20 protein-coding genes are annotated in these 21146 nt (G+C 66.3%); 7 read left to right on the top strand and 13 right to left on the bottom strand.

Annotation, left to right across the window (positions count from 1 at the left end; genetic code table 11):
• Positions 1-118 precede the first annotated feature (118 nt).
• Genes ABE543_RS02915 through ABE543_RS02930 form a run of 4 tightly spaced genes read left to right on the top strand, consistent with a single transcriptional unit; the run spans position 119 to position 4373 of the window.
• The gene (locus ABE543_RS02915) at positions 119-1045 is read left to right on the top strand and encodes a YihY/virulence factor BrkB family protein (RefSeq protein WP_346475280.1); all 927 of its coding nucleotides are present in this window, start codon (positions 119-121) and stop codon (positions 1043-1045) included.
• 60 nt (positions 1046-1105) lie between these two features.
• Positions 1106-2845, top strand: coding sequence for a DNA primase (gene dnaG, locus ABE543_RS02920; protein ID WP_346475281.1), 1740 nt, complete (start codon positions 1106-1108; stop codon positions 2843-2845).
• 27 nt (positions 2846-2872) lie between these two features.
• Positions 2873-3373, top strand: a complete 501-nt coding sequence (locus ABE543_RS02925) for a protein tyrosine phosphatase family protein (RefSeq protein ID WP_346475282.1) — start codon at positions 2873-2875, stop codon at positions 3371-3373.
• Positions 3374-3401: 28 nt separating this feature from the next.
• The gene (locus ABE543_RS02930) at positions 3402-4373 is read left to right on the top strand and encodes a bile acid:sodium symporter family protein (protein ID WP_065175442.1); all 972 of its coding nucleotides are present in this window, start codon (positions 3402-3404) and stop codon (positions 4371-4373) included.
• A gap of 96 nt (positions 4374-4469) precedes the next feature.
• On the opposite strand, the gene ABE543_RS02935 is transcribed toward ABE543_RS02930, so the two are convergent.
• From ABE543_RS02935 to ABE543_RS02955, 5 genes are all read right to left on the bottom strand, one after another.
• A complete protein-coding gene (locus ABE543_RS02935) occupies positions 4470-5213 on the bottom strand; it encodes a hypothetical protein (RefSeq protein WP_164151075.1) in 744 nt (247 codons plus the stop codon).
• A gap of 743 nt (positions 5214-5956) precedes the next feature.
• Entirely contained in the window at positions 5957-6850 is an 894-nt protein-coding gene (cyoE, locus tag ABE543_RS02940; RefSeq protein ID WP_053519487.1) for a heme o synthase, read from the bottom strand.
• A 4-nt stretch (positions 6851-6854) separates the two neighbouring features.
• Positions 6855-8018 carry a COX15/CtaA family protein gene (locus ABE543_RS02945; RefSeq protein ID WP_053519488.1) on the bottom strand — a complete coding sequence of 388 codons (1164 nt, stop codon included), beginning with the start codon at positions 8016-8018 and terminating at the stop codon, positions 6855-6857.
• A 10-nt stretch (positions 8019-8028) separates the two neighbouring features.
• The gene (locus tag ABE543_RS02950) at positions 8029-8598 is read right to left on the bottom strand and encodes a hypothetical protein (protein ID WP_346475283.1); all 570 of its coding nucleotides are present in this window, start codon (positions 8596-8598) and stop codon (positions 8029-8031) included.
• A 57-nt stretch (positions 8599-8655) separates the two neighbouring features.
• Positions 8656-9369: an SURF1 family protein gene (locus ABE543_RS02955; RefSeq protein ID WP_346475284.1), complete on the bottom strand. Its 714-nt coding sequence runs from the start codon at positions 9367-9369 to the stop codon at positions 8656-8658.
• A gap of 57 nt (positions 9370-9426) precedes the next feature.
• Between ABE543_RS02955 and ABE543_RS02960 the strand changes: the two genes are divergently transcribed.
• On the top strand, positions 9427-9645 hold the full coding sequence (locus ABE543_RS02960; protein WP_008264755.1) for a twin transmembrane helix small protein: 219 nt from the start codon (positions 9427-9429) through the stop codon (positions 9643-9645).
• A 21-nt stretch (positions 9646-9666) separates the two neighbouring features.
• Here ABE543_RS02960 and ABE543_RS02965 read toward each other — a convergent pair whose 3' ends face one another.
• The 6 genes from ABE543_RS02965 to ABE543_RS02990 are packed head-to-tail and all read right to left on the bottom strand — an operon-like array spanning position 9667 to position 14460.
• Positions 9667-10542 carry a cytochrome c oxidase subunit 3 gene (locus ABE543_RS02965; protein ID WP_197600599.1) on the bottom strand — a complete coding sequence of 292 codons (876 nt, stop codon included), beginning with the start codon at positions 10540-10542 and terminating at the stop codon, positions 9667-9669.
• A gap of 13 nt (positions 10543-10555) precedes the next feature.
• Positions 10556-11146 (bottom strand): cytochrome c oxidase assembly protein, encoded by a 591-nt coding sequence (locus tag ABE543_RS02970; protein ID WP_053519492.1) that lies wholly within the window; start codon positions 11144-11146, stop codon positions 10556-10558.
• Entirely contained in the window at positions 11143-11349 is a 207-nt protein-coding gene (locus tag ABE543_RS02975; RefSeq protein ID WP_346475285.1) for a hypothetical protein, read from the bottom strand. Before ABE543_RS02975 ends, ABE543_RS02970 begins: the two co-directional genes overlap by 4 nt.
• Before the next feature lie 8 nt (positions 11350-11357).
• Positions 11358-12965, bottom strand: coding sequence for a cytochrome c oxidase subunit I (ctaD, locus tag ABE543_RS02980; RefSeq protein WP_346475286.1), 1608 nt, complete (start codon positions 12963-12965; stop codon positions 11358-11360).
• A 59-nt stretch (positions 12966-13024) separates the two neighbouring features.
• On the bottom strand, positions 13025-13972 hold the full coding sequence (gene coxB / locus ABE543_RS02985) for a cytochrome c oxidase subunit II (RefSeq protein ID WP_053519495.1): 948 nt from the start codon (positions 13970-13972) through the stop codon (positions 13025-13027).
• Between the two features lie 11 nt (positions 13973-13983).
• The gene (locus ABE543_RS02990; protein ID WP_065182572.1) at positions 13984-14460 is read right to left on the bottom strand and encodes a DUF2244 domain-containing protein; all 477 of its coding nucleotides are present in this window, start codon (positions 14458-14460) and stop codon (positions 13984-13986) included.
• 273 nt (positions 14461-14733) lie between these two features.
• Between ABE543_RS02990 and putA the strand changes: the two genes are divergently transcribed.
• A complete protein-coding gene (gene putA, locus ABE543_RS02995) occupies positions 14734-17952 on the top strand; it encodes a bifunctional proline dehydrogenase/L-glutamate gamma-semialdehyde dehydrogenase PutA (RefSeq protein WP_197600598.1) in 3219 nt (1072 codons plus the stop codon).
• Positions 17953-18070: 118 nt separating this feature from the next.
• Here the strand turns inward: putA and pnuC are convergent, their stop codons facing one another.
• Positions 18071-18670 carry a nicotinamide riboside transporter PnuC gene (gene pnuC, locus ABE543_RS03000; protein WP_197600597.1) on the bottom strand — a complete coding sequence of 200 codons (600 nt, stop codon included), beginning with the start codon at positions 18668-18670 and terminating at the stop codon, positions 18071-18073.
• A gap of 105 nt (positions 18671-18775) precedes the next feature.
• A complete protein-coding gene (locus tag ABE543_RS03005) occupies positions 18776-20197 on the bottom strand; it encodes an outer membrane protein transport protein (RefSeq protein ID WP_065175449.1) in 1422 nt (473 codons plus the stop codon).
• Positions 20198-20423: 226 nt separating this feature from the next.
• Here ABE543_RS03005 and ABE543_RS03010 point away from each other — a divergent pair, with 226 nt between their 5' ends.
• The gene (locus ABE543_RS03010) at positions 20424-21116 is read left to right on the top strand and encodes a rhomboid family intramembrane serine protease (protein ID WP_053520204.1); all 693 of its coding nucleotides are present in this window, start codon (positions 20424-20426) and stop codon (positions 21114-21116) included.
• Positions 21117-21146: the final 30 nt, after the last annotated feature.

Consider the following 21146-nt stretch of genomic DNA (forward strand, 5'->3'; position numbering starts at 1 on the left):
CCGGGCAGAAGGATAACGCGGACTTCGCTGCATTCTGCGACCGCGCTTCCACTTCACCTGCCGCAACGCCGGCATCTGCTAGAAAAGGAAGCCTGTACCGCTCCAGCCGACGCCGTAGATGCCGCATCCCCGCACCTTCCTGCCCATCGTCCGATCGCGCCTGGAGAAGCTGCAGGACAGCTTCCCGATGGCCGTGGCCAAGCGCTTCGTCGAAATCGACGTCCTGACCCAGGCCGCATCGGTTTCGTTCTATTCCCTGCTGTCGATGGCGCCGTTGCTGGTGCTGCTGCTGTGGTTGACCGCCTCGCTGTACCCGCCCGCGCAGCAGGCGCTGATCAGCCAGATCGGCTCGGTGGCCGGCAGCAGCGTGGCCAGCGTGGCCGATACCGTGCTGCACAACGCCAACAGCCAGCCGAGCATGGGCTCGCTGGCCGGGTTGTGGAGCACCCTGCTGCTGTTCGTCGGCGCCACCGCCGTGTTCGCACAGCTGCAGAACGCACTCAACCGCATCTTCCATACCAGCGGCCAGCGCCTGGAAGGCGTCCAGGCCTGGCTGCGCAAGCGCGTGTTCTCCTTCGGCGTGGTGCTGGCGCTGGGCTTCCTGCTGATCCTGTCGATGACCGCCACCACCGCCCTGCAGGTGGTATTCGCGCAGCTGCCATCGGTGTTGCCGGCCATCGGTTACGTGACCACGCTGCTGCTGTACACGCTGGCCTTCGCCTTCCTCTACCACTATCTGCCCGACCGTCGCGTGGCCTGGCGCCAGGCCTTCATCGGCGGGGCCATCACCTCGCTCCTGTTCGCCCTGGGGCGCTACGGCATCGGCGTCTACATCGCCACCGTGGCACCCGGCAGCGCCTACGGTTCGATGGGCGCCCTGGTGATCGCGCTGGTCTGGATCTACTACGCTACCGCGGTGTTCTTCGTCGGCGCCCTGATGACCGCGGTGATCGACGAGCGCCTGAGTGCCCGGGCACAGCGGGCTGCCGTCAGCGCCGGCGGCAGCAGCGAACAACAGGCCGGCCCGACCATCGCCAGCGAGTAAACTAGGGGGACCTGCCGCCCCTGCTGCGCGCCCCGGCGGCCGCGCCCTGCCCTGCTGCCCATGGCCCGTATCCCCGACGCTTTCATCGACGACCTGCTGGCCCGCACCGACATCGTCGAGGTGGTGGGCAGCCGTGTGCCGTTGAAGCGACAGGGCAAGGAGTACGCGGCACGCTGCCCGTTCCATGACGAGCGCTCGGCCTCGTTCACCGTCTCGCCGACCAAGCAGTTCTATCACTGCTTCGGCTGCGGTGCGCACGGCACCGCAATCAGCTTCCTGATGAACTACGACCGCCTCGAGTTCCTCGACGCGGTGGATGAGCTGGCCAAGCGCGCCGGCATGGACGTGCCACGCAGCGAGAACCCGCGCAGCGCCCAGCAGCAGGACGACAGCCGCGAACTCTATTCGGCACTGGATGCGGCGGCGCGCTTCTTCCAGAAGAACCTGGAGAGCAGCGACAAGGCCCGCGCCTACCTTGACGGCCGTGGCGTGGACGAACAGAACCGCGCCCGCTTCCAGATCGGCTATGCGCCCGACGGCTACAGCGGCCTGCGCGATGCGCTGGGCAAGGACGAGCGGCGGATGAAGCTGCTCGACCGTGCCGGCCTGTTCTCCAAGAACGACCGGGGGCACGTCTACGACAAGTTCCGCGACCGGGTGATGTTCCCGATCTTCGACCGCCGTGGACGGGTGATCGCCTTCGGTGGCCGGGTGTTCGAGAAGGACGACGGTCCCAAGTACCTCAATTCGCCCGAAACCGCGCTGTTCCACAAGGGCCGCGAACTGTACGGCCTGTGGCAGGTGCGCCAGGCGAACCAGAAGATCGAGCGGCTGATCGTGGTCGAGGGTTACATGGACGTGGTCTCGCTGTTCCAGTTCGGCGTCACCCAGGCGGTGGCGACGCTGGGCACCGCGACCACGCCCGACCATGCCGAGCTGCTGTTCCGAAACGCACCGGACGTGTTCTTCTGCTTCGATGGCGATACCGCCGGCCGCCGCGCCGGCTGGAAGGCACTGGAGTCGGTGCTGCCGCGCATGAAGGACGGCCGCCAGGCCTTCTTCCTGTTCCTGCCCGACGGCGAGGACCCGGACACCATTGTGCGCAAGGAAGGCGCTGAGGCCTTCAACGAACGCCTGAAGCAGGCCACGCCGCTATCGCAGTTCTTCTTCGACGAGCTGACCCGCGAGATCAACATGGGCACGCTGGACGGCCGGGCACGCCTGGCCGAGCGGGCCAGACCGATGCTGGCGCAGATTCCCGATGGCGCGTTCGGTGACCTGATGAAGCAGCAGCTGGCGCAGCTGACCGGGCTCGGTGCGGCCACGCAGAATACCCGCACGGCGATGCCGCAGCGCCCTCCGGCACGGTCGATCCAGCCGGTGGCCAAGCGCAGCCTGGTGCGGGGTGCGATCGCCGTGCTGCTGCAGCAGCCGTCGCTGGCGCTGACCCTGGGCGGCAAGCATCACTTCCAGGGCCTGCGCCTGCCGGGTGTGGAGCTGCTGCTGGAGCTGCTGGCGCTGGTCGAACAGCGTCCCGATATCAGCACCGGCGCGCTGCTGGAACATTTCGACGGGCGTGAGGAACAGGCCTCGCTGCACACGCTGGCCGCCCAGACCCTGCCCGGCAGCGAAGCGATCTGGACCCAGGAACTGCACGACGCCGTGGCCCAGCTGGAGAAACAACTGTTGCAGCAACGTCTGGAAGAGCTGTTGGCAAAGCAGCGGCAGCAGGGACTGGACGATACTGACAAGTACGAACTGCGCGAGCTGCTCAAGGCCCGCGCCAGCCTGGGCCGGTAGCGGCGGAACGTTTCAACGGAGAGGACCATGCTGCTGCGCCTGACCTGCCTGCTGTTGCTGTCCCTCTGCCTGCCGCTGGCGGCCTTGGCCGCAGATGCCCCGCTCAATGAAGTCCGCCCCGGCCTGTATGCCGGCGGCCAGCCCAGTGCCGCACACCTGCGCGAACTGGCTGCGCAAGGCGTACGCACCGTGATCGACCTGCGCCAGCCCGACGAGGACCGTGGTTTCGATGAAACCGGCGCGGCCGAATCGCTGGGCCTGCGCTATGTGCGCGTCCCGGTGGCCGGCGCCGAGGGCCTGGATGCGGCCAATGTGCGCGCCGTGCACCAGGCCCTGCAGCAGAGCCAGGGGCCGGTGCTGCTGCACTGCGCGTCCGGCAACCGCGCCGGTGCCGTGCTCGGCCTGGTCAATGCACGCTACGAACATGCCAGCCCGGAACAGGCCCTTCAGCTGGGCCAGCGCGCCGGCCTGAAGTCGCTGGAAGCGGCCACCCGCCAGCGTCTGGCCACACCGGTCACCTCGCCCTGAACCCTCCACACCAAGGAGTCTGCCCCCCATGACCCGCTGGTGGTCGCGCCTGCGACCGGACAACTTCACCCTGGCCCTGCTGTGCACGGTCGGCCTGGCGTCGCTGCTGCCGATGAAGGGCGCCGCCGCCATCGTCCTGGACGATGTCACCACGGTCGCCATCGCCGCGCTGTTCTTCCTGCACGGGGCGCGCCTGCCGCGCGAATCGATCATCGGCGGCATGCTGCACTGGCGCCTGCATCTGACCATCCTCGCCTGCACCTTCCTGCTGTTCCCGATGCTGGGCCTGATGTTCAAGCCGCTGTCGGGCTGGCTGTTGACCCCGGAGCTGTACCTGGGCGTGCTGTTCCTGTGCACCCTGCCCTCCACCGTACAGTCGTCCATCGCCTTCACCTCGATGGCGCGCGGCAATGTGCCGGCGGCCGTCTGCAGCGCATCGCTGTCGAGCATCCTCGGTGTGTTCCTCACGCCGCTGCTGTTGACCGCGCTGGCCGGCACCTCCGGCGGTGTGCATGACCCGCTGCATGCGATCGGCGGCATCATGCTGCAGCTGCTGGTGCCGTTCGTGGCCGGCCACCTGCTGCGCCCGTGGATCGCCGGCTGGGTCGAGAAGCAGCGCGCGCTGCTGCGCTACACCGACCAGGCCACCATCCTGCTGGTCGTGTATTCGGCGTTCGGCGAAGCCGTCACCGAAGGGCTCTGGAGCAAGACCCCTGTGCTGTCGCTGCTGGCAGTGGCCGTGGTAGCTGCCGTCCTGCTCGGTATCGCCATGCCGCTGATCACCTTCATCGCCCGTCGCCTGCACTTCAACCGCGAGGACGAGATCGCCATCGTGTTCTGCGGCTCCAAGAAGAGCCTGGCCACTGGCGTGCCGATCGCCAAGGTGCTGTTCGCCGGGGGCAGCCTCGGTGCCATCGTGCTGCCGGTGATGATCTACCACCAGATCCAGCTGATCGTCTGCGGCGTGATCGCGCAGCGCTACGCACGGCGCAGCTCCTGACCCGGAAATTCATCCACACATGGCGTGGAACTACTGCAGAGCAGAGCCCATGCTCGGCTGATGCCACGCCACGTGTGGACGCCCCTCGCGCCGTCGCTAATCCACGATGGCGGCAGCGATGTCGTGCAGCAATCGGGCGCTACGCTCCACGTCGGTGCCGCGCTCCCCGGTTGCGATCAGGCTGAAGGTCTTGCTGTCTCCCGTCCAGACAAGCTCGACGCGGGTGCGGCCAGCACTGTCAATGCTCTTCTTCAAGTGCGCGAGCGCGCCTTTCACTGTTGTGTTCTGCGCCTCGGCAATGACCTCGATATGCGTGCCCGCAGCGAGGAAGTTGTTCTCGCTGAACTCCACGACGCCGATGCCTTCCAGCTGGAAGAAACGGCTCAGCCCCGAGGACCTGCCTCCATCCAGAGCGCCACTGGGCTCCATACCGATCAGCTCTGCCGGTCCCAGGAGGCTTGCTTCCAGGCTGCTGGGGGGCTGCGGCAGGCGCTGGCGTAGTTCCGACGCCGAGCGATATCGGCGGGGCAACGCAGCCAGCAGTTCGGCCCGCGTTGGGATGTCCCCTTCTGCAACCTGCACCACACCTGCTGACCGGTCCATGTCCGCGCGAAGCTGATGCTTCACCGCTTCGGGGGCATCCAGGTCTGCCAGCCGCACGATCTGGTAGCTGCCAGCGCCTACGAACGACCCTCTCGTCGTCGAGGCCTCCTGCATTGCAGCTTGCATGGCACGTTGGTGCAGCCAACGTCCCACCGGATCAGGAGCTGCATCGGTCTGCGATGCCTGGGCCGACATCGACATCAGCAGTGAGGTTGCAAGAAAGCAAACGCTTTTCATGATGCTCACCACTCCGAAAGTTGGCAATCGACTGCGCTCGTGGACTGGGTGAATACACGCCCGCCCAGCCCCCATGTGTGGTAACCATGAACAACCATCCGTTCCGGATCGGTGCCATCGCCTGCGTAGAAGCGCCAGGAGTACAGTCCATTGTTGGGAGCAGCAAGGACATGCTTCGGCTCGATGTTTCCAAGCGGGATATGCCTGGATGCGGTAGAGCCCTGGAAGTTGCGGAACTGGGGCCGTTCGTAGGTAACGGATTCATTGACGAATCCAATGCAGTTGGCCCGACTCAGTGCTTTTACTTCTGCTGTTGCATTGCCGGCCAAGCACGCAAGCGCAGCACAGAGGACGATGGGCAGAGAAACATGGCATCTCATTGATTGCTCCACAGAATTGCGATTGATCTCGCAAATCCTGTGTATCCACATTCGACCATCCCGCCTGCCGGATCCATCCGTATCTGTGATCCACTGCCCGCGGTGAGTCAGCAGCGCGGCAGATCCCTACACCGTAGCGGCTCGGCGGGTTGGCAAAGTGCCGCCTCCGGCGAGCGGAAGCCGACATTGAACGCACGGAGTTCTGTGGAAGACCGTCCACGCACGGCGTGGCTGCGCAGCACGCGTGCCGCCTCGATCAGGTCAAGCATGTCCTCCCTGCGACGGCCGTCATGCATCCGGCTGATGCGCCCGCCTTTCCCTGGGATACGGTAGCGCCGGGCCATGCCCGGCGGCAGGCGCCCGTTACAACCAGGGCAGGATCCAGTGGTCGATCAGTAGGAAGGCGAACAGCGCCATCAGATAGACGATGGAGTACTGGAACATCTTCATCGAGAACAGCTCATCCGGCGGATCCAGCATGCGCCACGCATACCAGAGGAACACCGCGTTGAGCACGATCGCACCGCCCAGGTAGAACGGTCCGCTCATGCCCACCAGATAGGGCAGCAGGCAGACCAGGGCCAGCACCACCGAATACACCATGATCTGCCTGCGGGTATGCACCACGCCGTGGGTCACCGGCAGCATCGGGATCTTCGCCTTGGCGTAGTCCTCGCGGCGGAAGATCGCCAGCGCCCAGAAATGCGGCGGCGTCCAGATGAAGATGATCAGCACCAGCAGCGACGAGTACGCCCAGTCCGAAGAGCCCTGCATTCCGGTGACGGCGGCCCAGCCCAGCATCGGTGGCATCGCGCCGGCCAGACCACCGATGACGATGTTCTGCGAGGTCGCACGCTTGAGGTAGACCGTATAGATCACCGCATAACCGATCAGCGAAGCGAAGGTCAGCACGGCGGTGATCACGTTCACCCACAGCACCAGGATCGTCATCGACAGCACGATCAGCGCGCCGGCGAACACCAGCACCTGCCACGGCTTGACCTTGCCGACCACCAGCGGCCGCCACGAGGTGCGCGCCATCTGCGCATCGATGTGCGCATCCAGCAGCTGGTTGATCGCAGCCGCAGCCGAGGCCGCCAGCCAGATGCCGAGGAAGCCGAGCAGGCCCGCGCGTACCTGTTCCCAGCTGGGCACGCCTGGAATGGCCAGGACCATGCCCACCAGGGCGGTGAACACGATCAGGGCGACGACCTTGGGCTTGGTCAGGTCCCAGTACTGGCGGTAATTGGAGAACATCGGATCAGTCCGGGGCACGCAGGCGGGCCAGCAGGCTGACCAGCACGAACAACAGGGCAACGGCCACGCCGTTGTGCGCCACCGCCACTTCCAGCGGCAGCGCCAGCTTCACGTTGAGGATGCCGAGGGTGACCTGCAGCACCAGCAGCACGATCAGCGCAGTCGCCCAGCCCCGCATGCTCGGCAGGCGGAACAGACGCACGCCCAGCCACAGCAGGTAGGCAGCCACCACGATGGCGAACAGGCGATGCGCCAACTGGATGGCGATGCGCGAGGCGCCATCGAGCACGCCCCCTTCGTAGTCCACGCCGATGCCACGCCACAGGGTGAAGCCTTCGACGAAGTTGTGCTGCGGCCACCACTGGTTGGCACAGCGTGGGAAGTTGTCCAGCGAGGCGCTGCCGCCGCCGCAGGCCAGCGCCGCGTAGTTGGCACTGACCCAGCCGCCCAGTGCGATCTGGGTGACCAGCACGACCACGGCGGCACGCAGCAGCCACTTCAGCCTGGGCGCCTCGGCCAGCGTGATCGGCAGATGCGTGGCCCGCCACGCCAGCCACACCAGCAGGCCGAACATCAGCATGCCGCCCAGCAGGTGGCCCATCACCACGATCGGCTTCAGCAGCAGCGTCACCGTCCACATGCCCAGCAGGGCCTGGAAGATCACCACCGCCAGGGTCAGTACCGCCGCGCGCGCCAGATCGATGTTGTTCCAGCGCAAGGCGGCAATCAGCAGTATCGCCTCACCACTCAGGGCCAGGGCACTGGCCGTTGCATGCCAGCCCATCATGTACAACGGTATGCCGGCAGCCACCAGCACGCAGGCGGTGACGACCGCCGTGGTTCCGAACCGGCGCCTGCGCGTGGCCAGCAGGGCCAGGGTCAGGATCTCGATGCCCAGCGCGCCGGCCAGGAAGCGGTGCACCTGCTCGCGCCAGGCCTTGTGCGTTTCCAGCGGACGGATATCGGCAGCCGGGTGGCCAACCGTCTCCTCGATGTGCTGCGGCCAGGTCGCGCGGCCATAGCAGGTCGGCCAGTCCGGGCAGCTCAGCCCCGCATCGGACAGACGGACGAAGGCACCGAACATGATCGTGCTCGCGGTCATGATCATGGCGAACCACGCCAGGCGGTGGAAATTGCGGTGCAGCGCCGGACGCGCGGAAAGGCTCATCAAACAGGACTCACTTCAGTTTCAGCAACGTGGCCATGTCCTTGCGCAGGCCCCCGAGGTCGCTGCCCGGGGCATGGCGCATGATCACGAAGCCGTTCGGATCGATCACGTAGACCGGCAGGCCAGCCGGATCATCGACGCCGGGCAGGGCCGCGCGCAGCGCTGGCGACGGTGCCAGCGGCCGCAGCGCGGGCAGCGAGGCGATCGACGGCGGTGGCGGACCCAGCCACAGGATCTCGACATTATCGGCGTTATGGCCGAACAGCTGCCACACCTTGCCCAGTCCCTGCGACAAAGTGACGCACTGCGCGTCGCAGGCACCGGCCGGTGCCACCAGCAGGCGCCAGGTGCGCGCCTCCGGATTCCAGGGATAGGCCGTGCCGTCGGCCAGGGTCGGTGGCTGCTGGCGCAGGTCCACCGGGGGTTTGAGCAGCTGTCCACTGTTGCGGTGGCCGGTAGGCTGCCATCCGGAGAAGCGCAGCACGGCCGCCAGCGCCATTGCCCCGAAGAACACGGCGAACAACAACACCAGGGTCCGGCGACCGGAACCGCGCGCCTGCGGGGATGTAGCAGTGTTCATGCGGGCATTTTCTCATGGTTGGACAGGGGATGCCGGGCGCCCGAAGTCGGGCCGGCGCTAGCGTGGAACGCGCCTGCTGCGCCATTCCAGCACCAGCGCAACCACCAGCACGGTCAGCGCCAGGCCGAACCATTGCACGGCGTAACCCAGGTGGCGCTGCGGGGGCAGCGTGTTCGGCAGCAGATCGAGGTCGCGTTCATCACCGAAGGGCAGCGCCGGATCAAGCCGCAGCACGCGCTCCGGCAGTGCAGGCAGCCCCAGCGCCGGAGCCAGGCCCTCGGCAGGCAGCCGGCTGGCCAGCCAGCGCTGCGCCTCACCGGTTGCAGAGAACGCCGGGCCCAGCGCCAACCCTGCCGACGGCGGCGGCGCCAGCAGCCCGCGCACGGCCACCGGCGAAGGCGGCGGCGGCAGGTCGGGGAGCGTGCGGTCGGCGGGCAGCGCGCGCCAGCCGAGGTCGACCAGCAGCACGCTGCCGCCGTCGCTGCGGAAGGGGCGATAGATCTTCACCCCGGCCCGGCCGTGCCGGGTCTGGTTGTCCAGCAGCACCACGCCCGGCAGGAAGCGGCCATGGTCGGCCACGCCATGCAGCGCGCCCGGCGCCGCCAGTGCCTGCGCCAGCGGAAGTGCCTGCGCCGCAGCGGGGCCCTGCGCATCCAGCACGGCCTGCTTTGCATGCATGCGCTGCAACTGCCACAGGCCCAGCGCGGTGAATCCCGTGATCGCCACCAGCGCCAGCAGCCAGCCGATCACCCGCGTGTGCTGGCGCATCATGACAAGTCCGCGCAAACGCGGTCAGATAGGCACATCCACCCTGCCCTCGAGCCGCGCATGAGTGATTCGCTGAAGACCCTGCTGGTGATCGCGTTTCTGATCGTCATCGTCTGGAACCTGGGCGCCGGGCTGTACTACCTGCTGGTCGACCGGGGCCAGACCAAGCGCACGGTCAACGCACTGACGCGCCGCATCGCGGTGTCGGTGGCGTTGATCGTACTGGTGATCGTGAGCATCTACATGGGCTGGATCAAACCGCACGGCATCGGTGGCTGAGTACGCCACCGGCACCGGCGCTTACAGCACGTAGACGAACAGGAACAGCATCAGCCACACCACGTCGACGAAGTGCCAGTACCACGCAGCGGCCTCGAACGCGAAATGGTTGTCGCGGGTGAAGTGCCCCTTTGCCGAGCGCAGCCACATCACGATCAGCATGATCGTGCCCAGCAGCACGTGCGCACCGTGGAAACCGGTCAGCATGAAGAACGTCGACCCGTAGATGCCCGAGCCGAGCGTCAGGTTCAGCTCCTTGTAGGCGTGGATGTACTCCTCCGCCTGCAGGGCAAGGAAGCCCAGGCCCAGCACCACGGTCAGGCCCAGCCAGACCAGCAGCTGGCGACGGTGGCCGGCCTTCAGCGCATGGTGGGCGATGGTGAGCGTCACGCCGGAAGTCAGCAGGATCAGCGTATTGATCAACGGCAGGCCCCAGGCCGGAATGGTCTGGAAGGCCCCGCCGATCGCCGCCGGGCCGTTGGTGGGCCACCCCGCGGAGTAGCCCTGCCACAGCAGCTCGTTGGTCATCACCCCGCGGCCCTCGCCGCTGAGCCAGGACAGGCCCAGGTGGCGGGTGTAGAACAGTGCGCCGAAGAATGCGCCGAAGAACATCACCTCGGAGAAGATGAACCAGACCATGCCCATCCGGAACGAACCATCGACCTGGCGGTTGTAGTTGCCGGCCTGCGATTCGCGCACCACGTCGCTGAACCACCAGAACAGGGTCAGCACCAGCATCGCGATGCCGATGTAGAACGTCCAGCGCCCCCAGCTGGCATCGTTGAGCCAGCTGGCCACGCCCACCATGGTCACCATCATCGCGATGGAGCCCACGAATGGCCATTTGCTCTGGGCCGGGACGAAGTACACGTTGGCGTCGGTCGGTGTCTGGGCCATGTCGTTATCCGGGTCAGGGAGCGGCGTGCGCGCCTTCCGAGGTGGCGGCCGGAGCCAGCCGATCGGACAGCGCGTCGTTGCGGTAGAAGGTGTAGGACAGGGTGATCGTCTTGATTTCCGGCGGCAGATCCGGATCGACGATGAAGCGCACCGGCATGTCGCGCTTCTCGCCGGCCTGCAGCGTCTGCGCGGTGAAGCAGAAGCACTCGGTCTTGCTGAAGAATCCGGAGGCACGTGCTGGCGCGACAGAGGGCACCGCACTGCCGACGATCGCCTGTGGGCCGTCATTGCGGGCGTAATACAGCGCCTCGTTCAGCTCACCGGGCACCACGTCCATGGTCAGCTGCTCGGGATGGAATGCCCATGGCAGCCGCGAATTGACCCCGCCATCGAACTCCACCCGCACGGTGCGCTTTGCGGTGGCAGCCCCCACGCTGGCCTCGCTGCCCGGGCCGCGCTCCAGGCGCACGCCGAACACCTTCTCGCACGCGATGCGATACAGCGGCACCAGCGAGAAGGTCAGCAGGAACACGGCCACGGCAACGCCGATCAGGCGCGGCAGGCCGGCGCTGGGCGACGGTGTGCTGGCCGGCGTCGGGCTCATCGTCCGATCACCCCGCTGAGAATGAAGGTGGCATAGACCAGTACGGCGATGGCGCCCACCACGACCGCCGTGCGCCGGGCACGCCGGCGCTGCTGTTCGATGCCCTGAGTCTCGCCACCGGACAGCCGGGCCCTGCCCGGCTGCTTTTCGACAGCCGAGCCGGGCTCGGCTCTACAGGTCTGGAGCGGGCTCTCGTTATGCATGCCCCACCTCAATGCGTGATGTCGTCATGCGCCAGATCGCCCGGGCGCAGGGTCGGCGGGGTGGTGAAGGTGTGGGCCGGTGCCGGCGACGGCAGCGTCCACTCCAGGCCACGCGCACCTTCCCAGGACCGATCGGCCGCCTTCTCGCCATTGCGCAGCGAGGACAGCAGGATCGCCGCCATCATGAAGGGCGTGACGAACATGCCGAATGCGCCGATCGAGCTGATCAGGTTCCAGTCGGCGAACGCCACGCTGTAATCGGGAATACGGCGCGGCATCCCGGCCAGGCCGAGGAAGTGCTGCGGGAAGAACAGCAGGTTGACGAACACGATCGACCACCAGAAGTGCAACTTGGCCCACTTCTCGCTGTACATGCGACCGGTCCACTTCGGCCACCAGTAGTACACCGCGGCAATCAGAGCGAACACTGCACCGGTCACCAGCACGTAGTGGAAGTGGGCAACGACGAAGTAGGTATCGTGGTACTGGAAGTCGGCGGCGACGATGGCCAGCATCAGACCGGAGAAGCCGCCAATGGTGAACAGGATGACGAAGGCCACCGACCACAGCATCGGCGCCTCGAACGTCAGCGAGCCACGCCACATCGTGCTGACCCAGTTGAAGACCTTCACGCCGGTCGGGATCGAGATCAGCATGGTGGCGAACATGAAGTAGATCTCGCCGCCCAGCGGCATGCCCACGGTGAACATGTGGTGGGCCCAGACGATGAACGACAGGAAGGCGATCGCAGCCGTGGCGTACACCATCGCCTGGTAGCCGAACAGGGGCTTGCGGCTGAAGGTGGGAATGATCTCGCTGACCACGCCGAAGGCGGGCAGGATCATGATGTACACCTCGGGGTGGCCGAAGAACCAGAAGATGTGCTGGAACATCACCGGGTCACCGCCACCGGCGGCGTTGAAGAAGCTGGTGCCGAAGAACTTGTCGGTCAGCAGCATGGTCACCGCACCGGCCAGCACCGGCATCACCGCGATCAGCAGGAAGGCGGTGATCAGCCAGGCCCAGCAGAAGATCGGCATCTTCAGCAGGTCGATGCCCGGCGCGCGCATGTTGAGCACGGTGGCGATGATGTTGATCGCGCCCATGATCGAACTGATGCCGGCCACGTGGATGGCGAACACAGTGAAGGCCACGTTGTAGCCGCCCTGCAGCGACAGCGGCGGATACAACGTCCAGCCACCGGCCGGCGCACCTCCGGGCAGCAGGAAGGTGAGCAGCAGCAGGCTGAAGGCCACCGGCAGCAGCCAGAACGACCAGTTGTTCATGCGTGGCAGGGCCATGTCCGGCGCACCGATCTGCAACGGCACCATCCAGTTGGCCAGGCCGACGAAGGCCGGCATCACTCCGCCGAAGATCATCACCAGTGCGTGCACGGTGGTGAGCTGGTTGAAGGTTTCCGGCCTGACGAACTGCAGGCCCGGCTGCATCAGCTCGGCGCGGATGATCACGCTCATCGCCGCGCCGATGATGAACATGATGAAGCTGAAAAGCAGATACAGGGTGCCGATGTCCTTGTGGTTGGTCGAGAAGAACCAACGCTCGAAGAAACCCGGGTGGTGGTGGTGATCGTCGTGCCCAACTGCCGAGTGCGCCATTGCAAAACACCTCTCAGAATCGGTTGTCGCCACGGCCGCAGGCGGCCGCGGGATTTACATCACGCGCCGCTGGCCGCGGTGGCAGGGGCGGCACCCGCTTCGGCGGCGGCAGGTTCGGCCGGCGCGGCAGGCGTCTCCGCCGCAGGCGCAGCCGGTTCGGCCGGGGCTGCGGCCGGCGGTGCCGGCTTGCGCTGCGCCAGCCACTGCCTGAACTCCTCCTTGGACACGGCCTCGACCACGATCGGCATGAATCCGTGGTCCTTGCCGCACAGTTCAGCGCACTGCCCGCGATAGACGCCCGGCTGCTCGATGCTGGTCCAGGCCTCGTTGATGAAGCCGGGAATGGCATCCTGCTTCCAGCCCAGCGCCGGCACCCACCAGGCGTGGATCACGTCGTCGGAGGTGATGACGAAACGGACCTTGGTATCGACCGGCAACACCAGCCGGTTGTCGACATCCAGCAGGTAGTGGGGATGGCTCTCGCGCGTCGGCACCTTGCCACTCTGCCGCATGCGGTCCGACTCGCGGTCCAGGCGGCTGGTGAAGGTGACGTTCTCGCCCAGGTACTCGTACTTCCACATCCACTGGTAGCCGGTGACCTTCACCGTCATCTCGGCATCGCGGGTGTCGTACATCTTGATCAGGTTGGCCGTGGCCGGCCATGCCATCACCACCAGGATGATCACCGGGATCACCGTCCAGATGATCTCGGCCTTGGTGTTGTGGCTGAAGGTGGCTGCGACCGCCCCCTTGGATTTGCGGAACTTGAAGATGGCGTAGGCCATCGCCCCGAACACGATCACGCCGATCACCGTGCAGACGATCAGCGAGAGATTGTTCGACTCCCAGGCCAGGCGCGAGGTCTGGGTTACCCCCTTGCCCATGTTCAGCTGCCACGGCTTGGGATCGGCCGCCTGGGCCCATGCCATCGCCGGAACCCATCCCCCGGCCACCACTGCGGCGGCCATTGCAACGCACTTCGTGCCCCACCTGCTGCTTTGCTTCATTGCCTAGACCCTTAGCGTCGTCGGTTGCCGCCATCGCTGGCGGCGAGCAAGCCTTCAAGTGTCTCTGCGAGCGTCTGACGTTCGGCCGGCGCGAGGAAACTCCCCACCTCCACCTGCCGGCCGCTGGACGCAAGCCGGACCCTCTCATCGTCGGCGAGCAGGCGCACCCAATGCGGGTGAGCCCGGAACACCGGCAATCCACCGGGTACGGGGATGACCTCCACATACGCCGGCACTACCCGGATTTCCTCCTGCCGTTCGCCGCTGCGCCACAGGGCACGTAACGCGGCTGCCAGCAACAGGCTGTACAGCAGCGCGAACAGGGGGGCGAATGCATTGCCGGCCAACCACCCCAGGGCGGAGACCAGCCACATCGCTCCCGACAACACGGTGAACAACAGGACGAACTGCCGGGCATCGAGCGCCCGTGGGGGACGCAGCCGCAGCTGCGTACCTGACCCATCTGGAGCTGGAAGCACCTCGATCATGTCGCAACCGCGTTCCTGCCGCGGGAAACGTCTCGATGGTAGCCCCGCCGTCTCACCGGTAGCAAGGGTGCATTCACACTTTTTGCCATGCTGCAATACAGCATTCGCCCGGCGCCGCAAATGACGAATTCAGCACAAATAGTGTCGCGCTTGCTGAACACGCTGAATCCACCACCGTTAGGGGCTATCAGCATTCACGAAGGCGGCCGCGGGGCACTTCCGAAGGGCGCAAAAATGATTAAAATCGCCAAGTTTTCCATTGGCCGGACCGGCATGAACGCACCCTCCTCCTCCCTTGCCGCCCACGACGCCCTGCGTCCCGGCGCGCTGCTGTCGCCGGAACTGCCGGCGTCCCCCAACCCGTTCCGCCAGGCCATTACCGACGCCTGGCTGAAGGACGAGGCCAGCCACGTCCGTGAGCTGCTGGCGCAGGCCCGCCTGCCCGTCGAGGAACAGGCCCGGGTGCAGGCGCTGGCCGCCGATCTGGTCGGCCGCGTGCGCGTGCGCGCCAAGGACCAGGGCGCGATCGAAGCCTTCATGCGCCAGTACGATCTGGGCAGCGAGGAAGGCGTGCTGCTGATGTGCGTGGCCGAAGCGCTGCTGCGCATTCCGGACCAGGACACTGCCGACAAACTGATCCGCGACAAGCTGGCCGACGCCGACTGGGAAAAGCACCTGGGCGGCAGTGACTCGGTACTGGTCAATGCCTCCACCTGGGGCCTGATGCTGACCGGCAAGCTGGTGCAGATGAACGATGCCACCCGTGCCGACGCACCCAGCGCGTTCAAGCGCCTGGTCGGACGCGTAGGTGAGCCGGTGATCCGCCTGGCCGTGCGCCAGGCGATGAAGATCATGGGCCATCAGTTCGTCATGGGCCGCACCATCAGCGAGGCGCTCGCGCGTTCGCACAAGGGCGACAACGCCAGCTATCGCTATTCCTTCGACATGCTGGGCGAAGGTGCCCTGACCATGAAGGATGCGCTGCGCTATCTGGAAGACTACCGTCGTGCGATCCACGCCATCGGCGGTGACCACAAGGCACGCGGCGGCCGTCCCGACGGCGACGTCAACAACGCACCGGGCATCTCGATCAAGCTGTCGGCGCTGTACCCTCGCTACGAACATGCCAAGCGCGAGCGCGTGCTGAAGGACCTGGTGCCGGGCGTGCTGGAACTGGCGCAGCTGGCCAAGAGCTACGGCATCGGCTGCACCGTCGACGCCGAGGAGTCCGACCGCCTCGAGCTGTCGCTGGACATCATCGAGCAGGTGTTCTGCGACGCCTCGCTCGCCGGTTGGGACGGCTTCGGCGTCGTGGTGCAGGCCTACCAGAAGCGCACCCCGTACACGATCGACCACTTGGCCGACATGGCCCGCCGTGCCGGTCGCCGCCTGCAGGTGCGCCTGGTCAAGGGCGCCTACTGGGATGCCGAGATCAAGCGCGCGCAGATCGAGGGCTACCCGGGCTACCCGGTGTTCACCCGCAAGCAGAACACCGACGTCTCCTACCTGGCCTGTGCCAAGCGTCTGTTCACGCATGCCGATGTGATCTACCCGATGTTCGCCACCCACAACGCGCACACCATCGCGGCCGTGCGCAGCATTGCCAACGGCGGCGTGTACGAGCACCAGAAGCTGCACGGCATGGGCGACGATCTCTACGCCGAAGTGGTGCCGGCCGATCGTCTCGGCCTTCCCTGCCGCGTCTATGCACCGGTCGGATCGCATGAGGATCTGCTGCCGTATCTGGTGCGGCGCCTGCTGGAAAACGGCGCCAACTCCAGCTTCGTCAACCGCATCACCGACGAACGCGTGCCGATCTCCGATCTGATCCGCGATCCGGTCGAGATGGTGTCCTCGTTCGAATCGATTCCGCATCCCAAGATCCCGCTGCCGGTTGACCTGCTGCGCAGCCAGAACCACGACAGGAAGAACTCCATGGGCGCCAATCTCGCCAACGACAACGAACTGCGCGCCCTGGCCGGGCAGCTCAACGCGGCAGTGAAGCCGTGGCAGGCCGCGCCGCTGGTGCCGGGTGCGACCCCCGCAGGCGCGCCGCAACCGGTAACCAACCCCGCCGATACCCGCGAAGTGGTCGGCCAGTGGCTGCCCGCCGATACCGCCACCGTGCAGAAGGCGCTGGCCAATGCCGTGGCCGCGCAGCCGGCCTGGAACCGCACCCCGGCAGCAAGCCGCGCCGCCATTCTCGAGCACGCCGCCGACCAGCTCGAAGCACGCATGCCCGAGTTCATGGCGCTGTGCGTGAAGGAAGCCGGCAAGAGCCTGCCCGACAGCATTGCCGAAGTGCGTGAAGCGGTCGACTTCCTGCGCTACTACGCCAAGCAGGCACGCGAGCAGTTCGGACATGCCGAGAAGCTGCCGAGCCCCACCGGCGAATCCAACGAGCTGCAGCTGCACGGCCGTGGCGTGTTTGTCTGCATCAGCCCGTGGAACTTCCCGCTGGCGATCTTCCTGGGCCAGGTGGCCGCCGCACTGGCTGCCGGCAACAGCGTCATCGCCAAGCCGGCAGAGCAGACCAACCTGGTCGGCTACTACGCCGTGAAGCTGCTGCATGACGCCGGCGTGCCGGCCGAGGTGGTGCAGTTCCTGCCGGGCGATGGTGCCACCGTCGGCGCGGCGCTGACCGCCGATCCGCGCGTGGCGGGCGTGGCCTTCACCGGCTCCACCGACACCGCACGTGCGATCAACCGTGCGATGGCCGCGCGTGATGCCGCCATCGGCGTGCTGATCGCCGAGACGGGTGGCCAGAACGCCTTCATCGCCGACTCCTCGGCGCTGCCGGAACAGCTGGTCAAGGATGCGATCGGTTCGGCCTTCACCTCGGCCGGCCAGCGCTGCTCGGCCGCACGCGTGCTGTTCGTGCAGGACGACATCGCCGACAAGGTGATGACCATGCTGGCCGGCGCCATGAAGGAACTGAAGGTCGGCGACCCCGGCCTGCTGTCCACCGACGTCGGCCCGGTGATCGACGCCGATGCGCTGAAGATCCTGCAGGACCATGCCGAACGCATGGACCGCGAAGCGCGCCTGATCGCTGCGGCTGAACTGTCCGCCGAGGCTGCCCACGGCACCTTCTTCGCACCGCGCGCGTACGAACTGAAGAACCTGGGCCAGCTGCAGAAGGAGATCTTCGGGCCGGTCCTGCACGTCATCCGCTGGAAGGGTGAGCAGCTGGACGCGGTGATCGAGCAGATCAATGCCACCGGCTACGGCCTGACCCTGGGCGTGCACTCGCGCATCGACGAGACCGTCGATCGCATCACCAACGGCATCCAGGTCGGCAATGTGTATGTCAACCGCAACCAGATCGGTGCAGTGGTCGGTGTGCAGCCATTCGGCGGCCAGGGCCTGTCCGGCACCGGACCGAAGGCCGGTGGCCCACATTATCTGCTGCGCTTTGCCACCGAGAAGACCGTCACGGTGAACACCACGGCCGCTGGTGGTAACGCCTCGCTGCTGACGCTGGGCGACTGATCACCGGATTGATGTGGTCAACGAAAAACCCCGCGGAAGCGGGGTTTTTTGTGCCTCGCTTGCTGTAGAACCGAGCCCGCGCTTGGCTTTTCCAGCGCAGCCGAGCGTGGGCTCGGCTCTACAGGGGGCCAGGTGCCGCCGTGGCCTCGGCACGCATCAGATTGCGCCAGTGGCGCAACGCCACCAGTGCATTGATCCAGAAACCGACGTACAGGATCGACGTCAGGTGCAGGCCACGGCTGTAGTACAGAGGCACGGCGATCGTATTGACCAGCAGCCACACCCACCACGATTCCAGCTTGCGGCGCATCATCAGGATCTGCGCGATCACGCTCAGCACCAGTACCGCCGAATCGACGTAGGGCGCATAGGCGTGGGTCAGGCGGGTCAGCATCCAGCCGTAGCCGAACGTGGCCAGGGCCGCCGTCGGCAGCAGCCACATTCCCGTGCGCGGGCGCAGCGAGGTGATCGGCAGCGGTGCGCCGTGGTTGCCACGCAGCCATTGCCACCATCCCAGCACGCTGATGGCGATGAAGAAGAACTGCAGCACCATGTCGGCGAACAGGTGTGAGCGCTCGAAGACAACGGCGAACAACGCGCAGCCGACGATGCCCAGCCACCAGGTGTGGACGTTGTTGCGTCCCGCCAGCAGGATCGAGCCTGCGACCGCTACGTTGGCGGCCAGCTCCAGCTGAAAGTTCGGATCGGACAGGTTCATGCGGCCATTGTCGTAGATCCACAGCCCGCGTGGATGCGCGCTGCACAAACAAAAGGCCCCGCTTGCGCGGGGCCCTTCGTGTGCTGGATGAGGCCGAAGCCTGGATCAGAACTTGTACTGCAGCGATGCGGCCAGCACGTCGCCACTGACCTTGTACTTGCCGATGACGGTGTTGGCCGTCGCCGAGGTCGAGTAGATGTCCGGATCCTTGGTGAACAGGTGGGTGTAGCCCACGCTGTACTCCAGCTTGTCCGACGCTGCGTAGGTCATACCCAGCGACAGCCACTTGCGGGTGGTGTCCGGCACGCGGACGTCACGGTGCTCGTAGGTGGTCGGGGTCTGATCGTAGGCCAGGCCGCCGCGCAGGGTCAGCTTGTCGTTGACCTTGTAATCGGTACCGATCGCCGCGAAGGTGGTATCGCGGTAGTGGAACGGCAGCACGCTGTCCGGCTGGTTGGAGTCATAGTCGACGGTGACCTGGTCGAACTTGCTCCACGCAGTACGGGTGACTTCAGCCATGACCTGCCACTGGTCGTTCACCCGATGGGTGATGCCGACGGTCGCGCTGGCCGGCAGGGTGATGGTGGCGCGGCCGTTGCTGTCGATGAAGGTGCCGGTATTGGCCAGGAAGGCCGCGGCATTCTGCGGAATGGTGAAGTCGGCAGTGCCGTCGGTGATCTTGTGTTCGACCTCCGAGCGGTAGCTGAAGGCGATGTTGGTGCCTTCCACCGGGCTGACGGTCATGCCCAGGGTATAGCCGACCGACACTTCGTCACCCTTGATGCGCAGGTAGCCATCAGCGGTGCCCGGAGCGAAGCCCAGCTGGGCCGCCTGGCGGGCAGCAGCCTGCGAAGCGGCAGCGGCCTGGGCCGGAGTACCGCCGGCCTGCAGCACGCGGGCGGCAGCCTGGCGCTGGGCCGTGGCGTTGATCGCGGTGCCGGTGTCGACGGCGCTGGTCAGGTCAACGTTCAGGCGCTCGGCGAACACCGAAGCACCAAACGACAGGTACGGGTTGACGTCGTACGAGAACGCGACGCCCAGGTCGATCGCCTGCAGTTCGGTCTTGACGCCGTTGTAGCGGCCGACCCAGTCACGGTCGTATTCGGTCTTGAAGCCGAACGGAACGGTCAGCGAGGCACCGAAGTGCATGTTCTCGTTCTCGCCGAACGGCAGGTGGAAGTAGGCCGCCGGGACCGGGGCGATCATGCCGGCGTCGCCGCCGTTGCCACCCGAGATCGGCGCGCCGTTGCCGTATTCGCCACGGCCGCGGAACTTGGCACCGAAGCTGATCGCGCTGACGTCGCCCTGCAGCAGGGTACCGTCGAGCAGGCGCATGGAGGCCGGGTTGGTGGCGATGACCGAGGCGTCACCTTCGGTCGAGGTGGAGCCGGCGAAGGCGCGGCCCAGGCCCTTGGCGCTGTTTTCCTTCAGCTGGAAGGCAGCAGCGTTGGCGTCGGCGGCGGCCAGCGCACCGGCAACGCCGACGGCCAGCAGGGTCAGACGGGCAATGGTGGAAGCGGTTTGCATCGTAGTTCTCTCTCCGGTAAGCGGTGATGTTGCTCTGAGTGCGCCTGCGCCCGGCAGGCCCTGGGGCCCATCGGAGCGCGCCGGATTCCCCTCCCGACATACGACGCCGTATGCGAGTATTACCCAGAGCCGTTAATGAAACAATAACAGCGGCGGCGCTTTTTTCGTCGCAAAACCTGAACAGGAGCGCCCCCGCCACGGAGCCCGGCGCGCTAGGCTTGTCGCCATGTTCGTTTCCCTTCCGTCGCGCAAGAAGGCCGCCCTGCGCTGGGCCACACCCGTGCTGTTTGCGGCACTGTGGCTGGCTTTCCTGTGGTCGATCTCACGGCCGGATGATGCCAGGGGCAGCCTGTGGCTCGACTGGGGCGCGCTCTCCACCGGGCTGACCCATCCGCTGGACTGGTGGGCCACCCTGCAGGACGGCAGCGTGCTGCGCCTGTTCACAGCCCTGTTCCTGCATGCGGACTGGTCGCACCTGTTGGGCAATCTGGTCTTCCTGCTGATCTTCGGCCTGCCGGCAGAGCGGGTACTGGGGCCATGGCGCCTGTTGCTGCTGTTCCTGGTCGGCGGCGCGGTCTCCAACCTGGTGGCGATCTACACCATGGGCAGCCCGGACCAGATCATCATCGGTGCCAGCGGCGCGGTGTCGGCCCTGATCGGCGCCTACCTGGCCCTGTTCCCGGGCGCGCGACTGGGCGTGGTGATTCCGCTCGGCCTGTTCCTGGAGTTCGTGCGCGCCCCGGCCTACCTGCTGATCGGCGTGTGGGCAGCACTGCAGGTGGTGTTCGCCTATATCGGCCCGACCTTCGGCATGGTGGCCTGGTGGGCGCACATCGGCGGCTTCGTGTTCGGCGTGGTGTATGGCGTGTACGTGCGCGCAGCGATCGCGCGCCGCCTGCGCAAGCGGCACGGGTTCTAGGCAACCGGCCGGCGTCGCCGGGCGTGGCCC

Source organism: Stenotrophomonas sp. TWI169 (assembly GCF_039674705.1).
Classification (GTDB): domain Bacteria; phylum Pseudomonadota; class Gammaproteobacteria; order Xanthomonadales; family Xanthomonadaceae; genus Stenotrophomonas; species Stenotrophomonas maltophilia_P.

What these genes read in the sequence shown, in the direction of transcription:
- ABE543_RS02975 (WP_346475285.1), bottom strand. Translation starts at nt 11,349, where the DNA reads ATGCATAACGAGAGCCCGCTCCAGACCTGTAGAGCCGAGCCCGGCTCG.
- coxB (WP_053519495.1), bottom strand. Translation starts at nt 13,972, where the DNA reads ATGAAGCAAAGCAGCAGGTGGGGCACGAAGTGCGTTGCAATGGCCGCC.
- ABE543_RS02945 (WP_053519488.1), bottom strand. Translation starts at nt 8,018, where the DNA reads ATGAGCCTTTCCGCGCGTCCGGCGCTGCACCGCAATTTCCACCGCCTG.
- cyoE (WP_053519487.1), bottom strand. Translation starts at nt 6,850, where the DNA reads ATGTTCTCCAATTACCGCCAGTACTGGGACCTGACCAAGCCCAAGGTC.
- pnuC (WP_197600597.1), bottom strand. Translation starts at nt 18,670, where the DNA reads ATGAACCTGTCCGATCCGAACTTTCAGCTGGAGCTGGCCGCCAACGTA.
- ABE543_RS02955 (WP_346475284.1), bottom strand. Translation starts at nt 9,369, where the DNA reads ATGATGCGCCAGCACACGCGGGTGATCGGCTGGCTGCTGGCGCTGGTG.
- ABE543_RS02970 (WP_053519492.1), bottom strand. Translation starts at nt 11,146, where the DNA reads ATGAGCCCGACGCCGGCCAGCACACCGTCGCCCAGCGCCGGCCTGCCG.
- ABE543_RS03005 (WP_065175449.1), bottom strand. Translation starts at nt 20,197, where the DNA reads ATGCAAACCGCTTCCACCATTGCCCGTCTGACCCTGCTGGCCGTCGGC.
- ABE543_RS02990 (WP_065182572.1), bottom strand. Translation starts at nt 14,460, where the DNA reads ATGATCGAGGTGCTTCCAGCTCCAGATGGGTCAGGTACGCAGCTGCGG.
- ABE543_RS02950 (WP_346475283.1), bottom strand. Translation starts at nt 8,598, where the DNA reads ATGAACACTGCTACATCCCCGCAGGCGCGCGGTTCCGGTCGCCGGACC.
- ctaD (WP_346475286.1), bottom strand. Translation starts at nt 12,965, where the DNA reads ATGGCGCACTCGGCAGTTGGGCACGACGATCACCACCACCACCCGGGT.
- ABE543_RS02965 (WP_197600599.1), bottom strand. Translation starts at nt 10,542, where the DNA reads ATGGCCCAGACACCGACCGACGCCAACGTGTACTTCGTCCCGGCCCAG.
- dnaG (WP_346475281.1), top strand. Translation starts at nt 1,106, where the DNA reads ATGGCCCGTATCCCCGACGCTTTCATCGACGACCTGCTGGCCCGCACC.
- ABE543_RS02915 (WP_346475280.1), top strand. Translation starts at nt 119, where the DNA reads ATGCCGCATCCCCGCACCTTCCTGCCCATCGTCCGATCGCGCCTGGAG.
- ABE543_RS03010 (WP_053520204.1), top strand. Translation starts at nt 20,424, where the DNA reads ATGTTCGTTTCCCTTCCGTCGCGCAAGAAGGCCGCCCTGCGCTGGGCC.
- ABE543_RS02930 (WP_065175442.1), top strand. Translation starts at nt 3,402, where the DNA reads ATGACCCGCTGGTGGTCGCGCCTGCGACCGGACAACTTCACCCTGGCC.
- putA (WP_197600598.1), top strand. Translation starts at nt 14,734, where the DNA reads ATGAACGCACCCTCCTCCTCCCTTGCCGCCCACGACGCCCTGCGTCCC.
- ABE543_RS02935 (WP_164151075.1), bottom strand. Translation starts at nt 5,213, where the DNA reads ATGAAAAGCGTTTGCTTTCTTGCAACCTCACTGCTGATGTCGATGTCG.
- ABE543_RS02925 (WP_346475282.1), top strand. Translation starts at nt 2,873, where the DNA reads ATGCTGCTGCGCCTGACCTGCCTGCTGTTGCTGTCCCTCTGCCTGCCG.
- ABE543_RS02960 (WP_008264755.1), top strand. Translation starts at nt 9,427, where the DNA reads ATGAGTGATTCGCTGAAGACCCTGCTGGTGATCGCGTTTCTGATCGTC.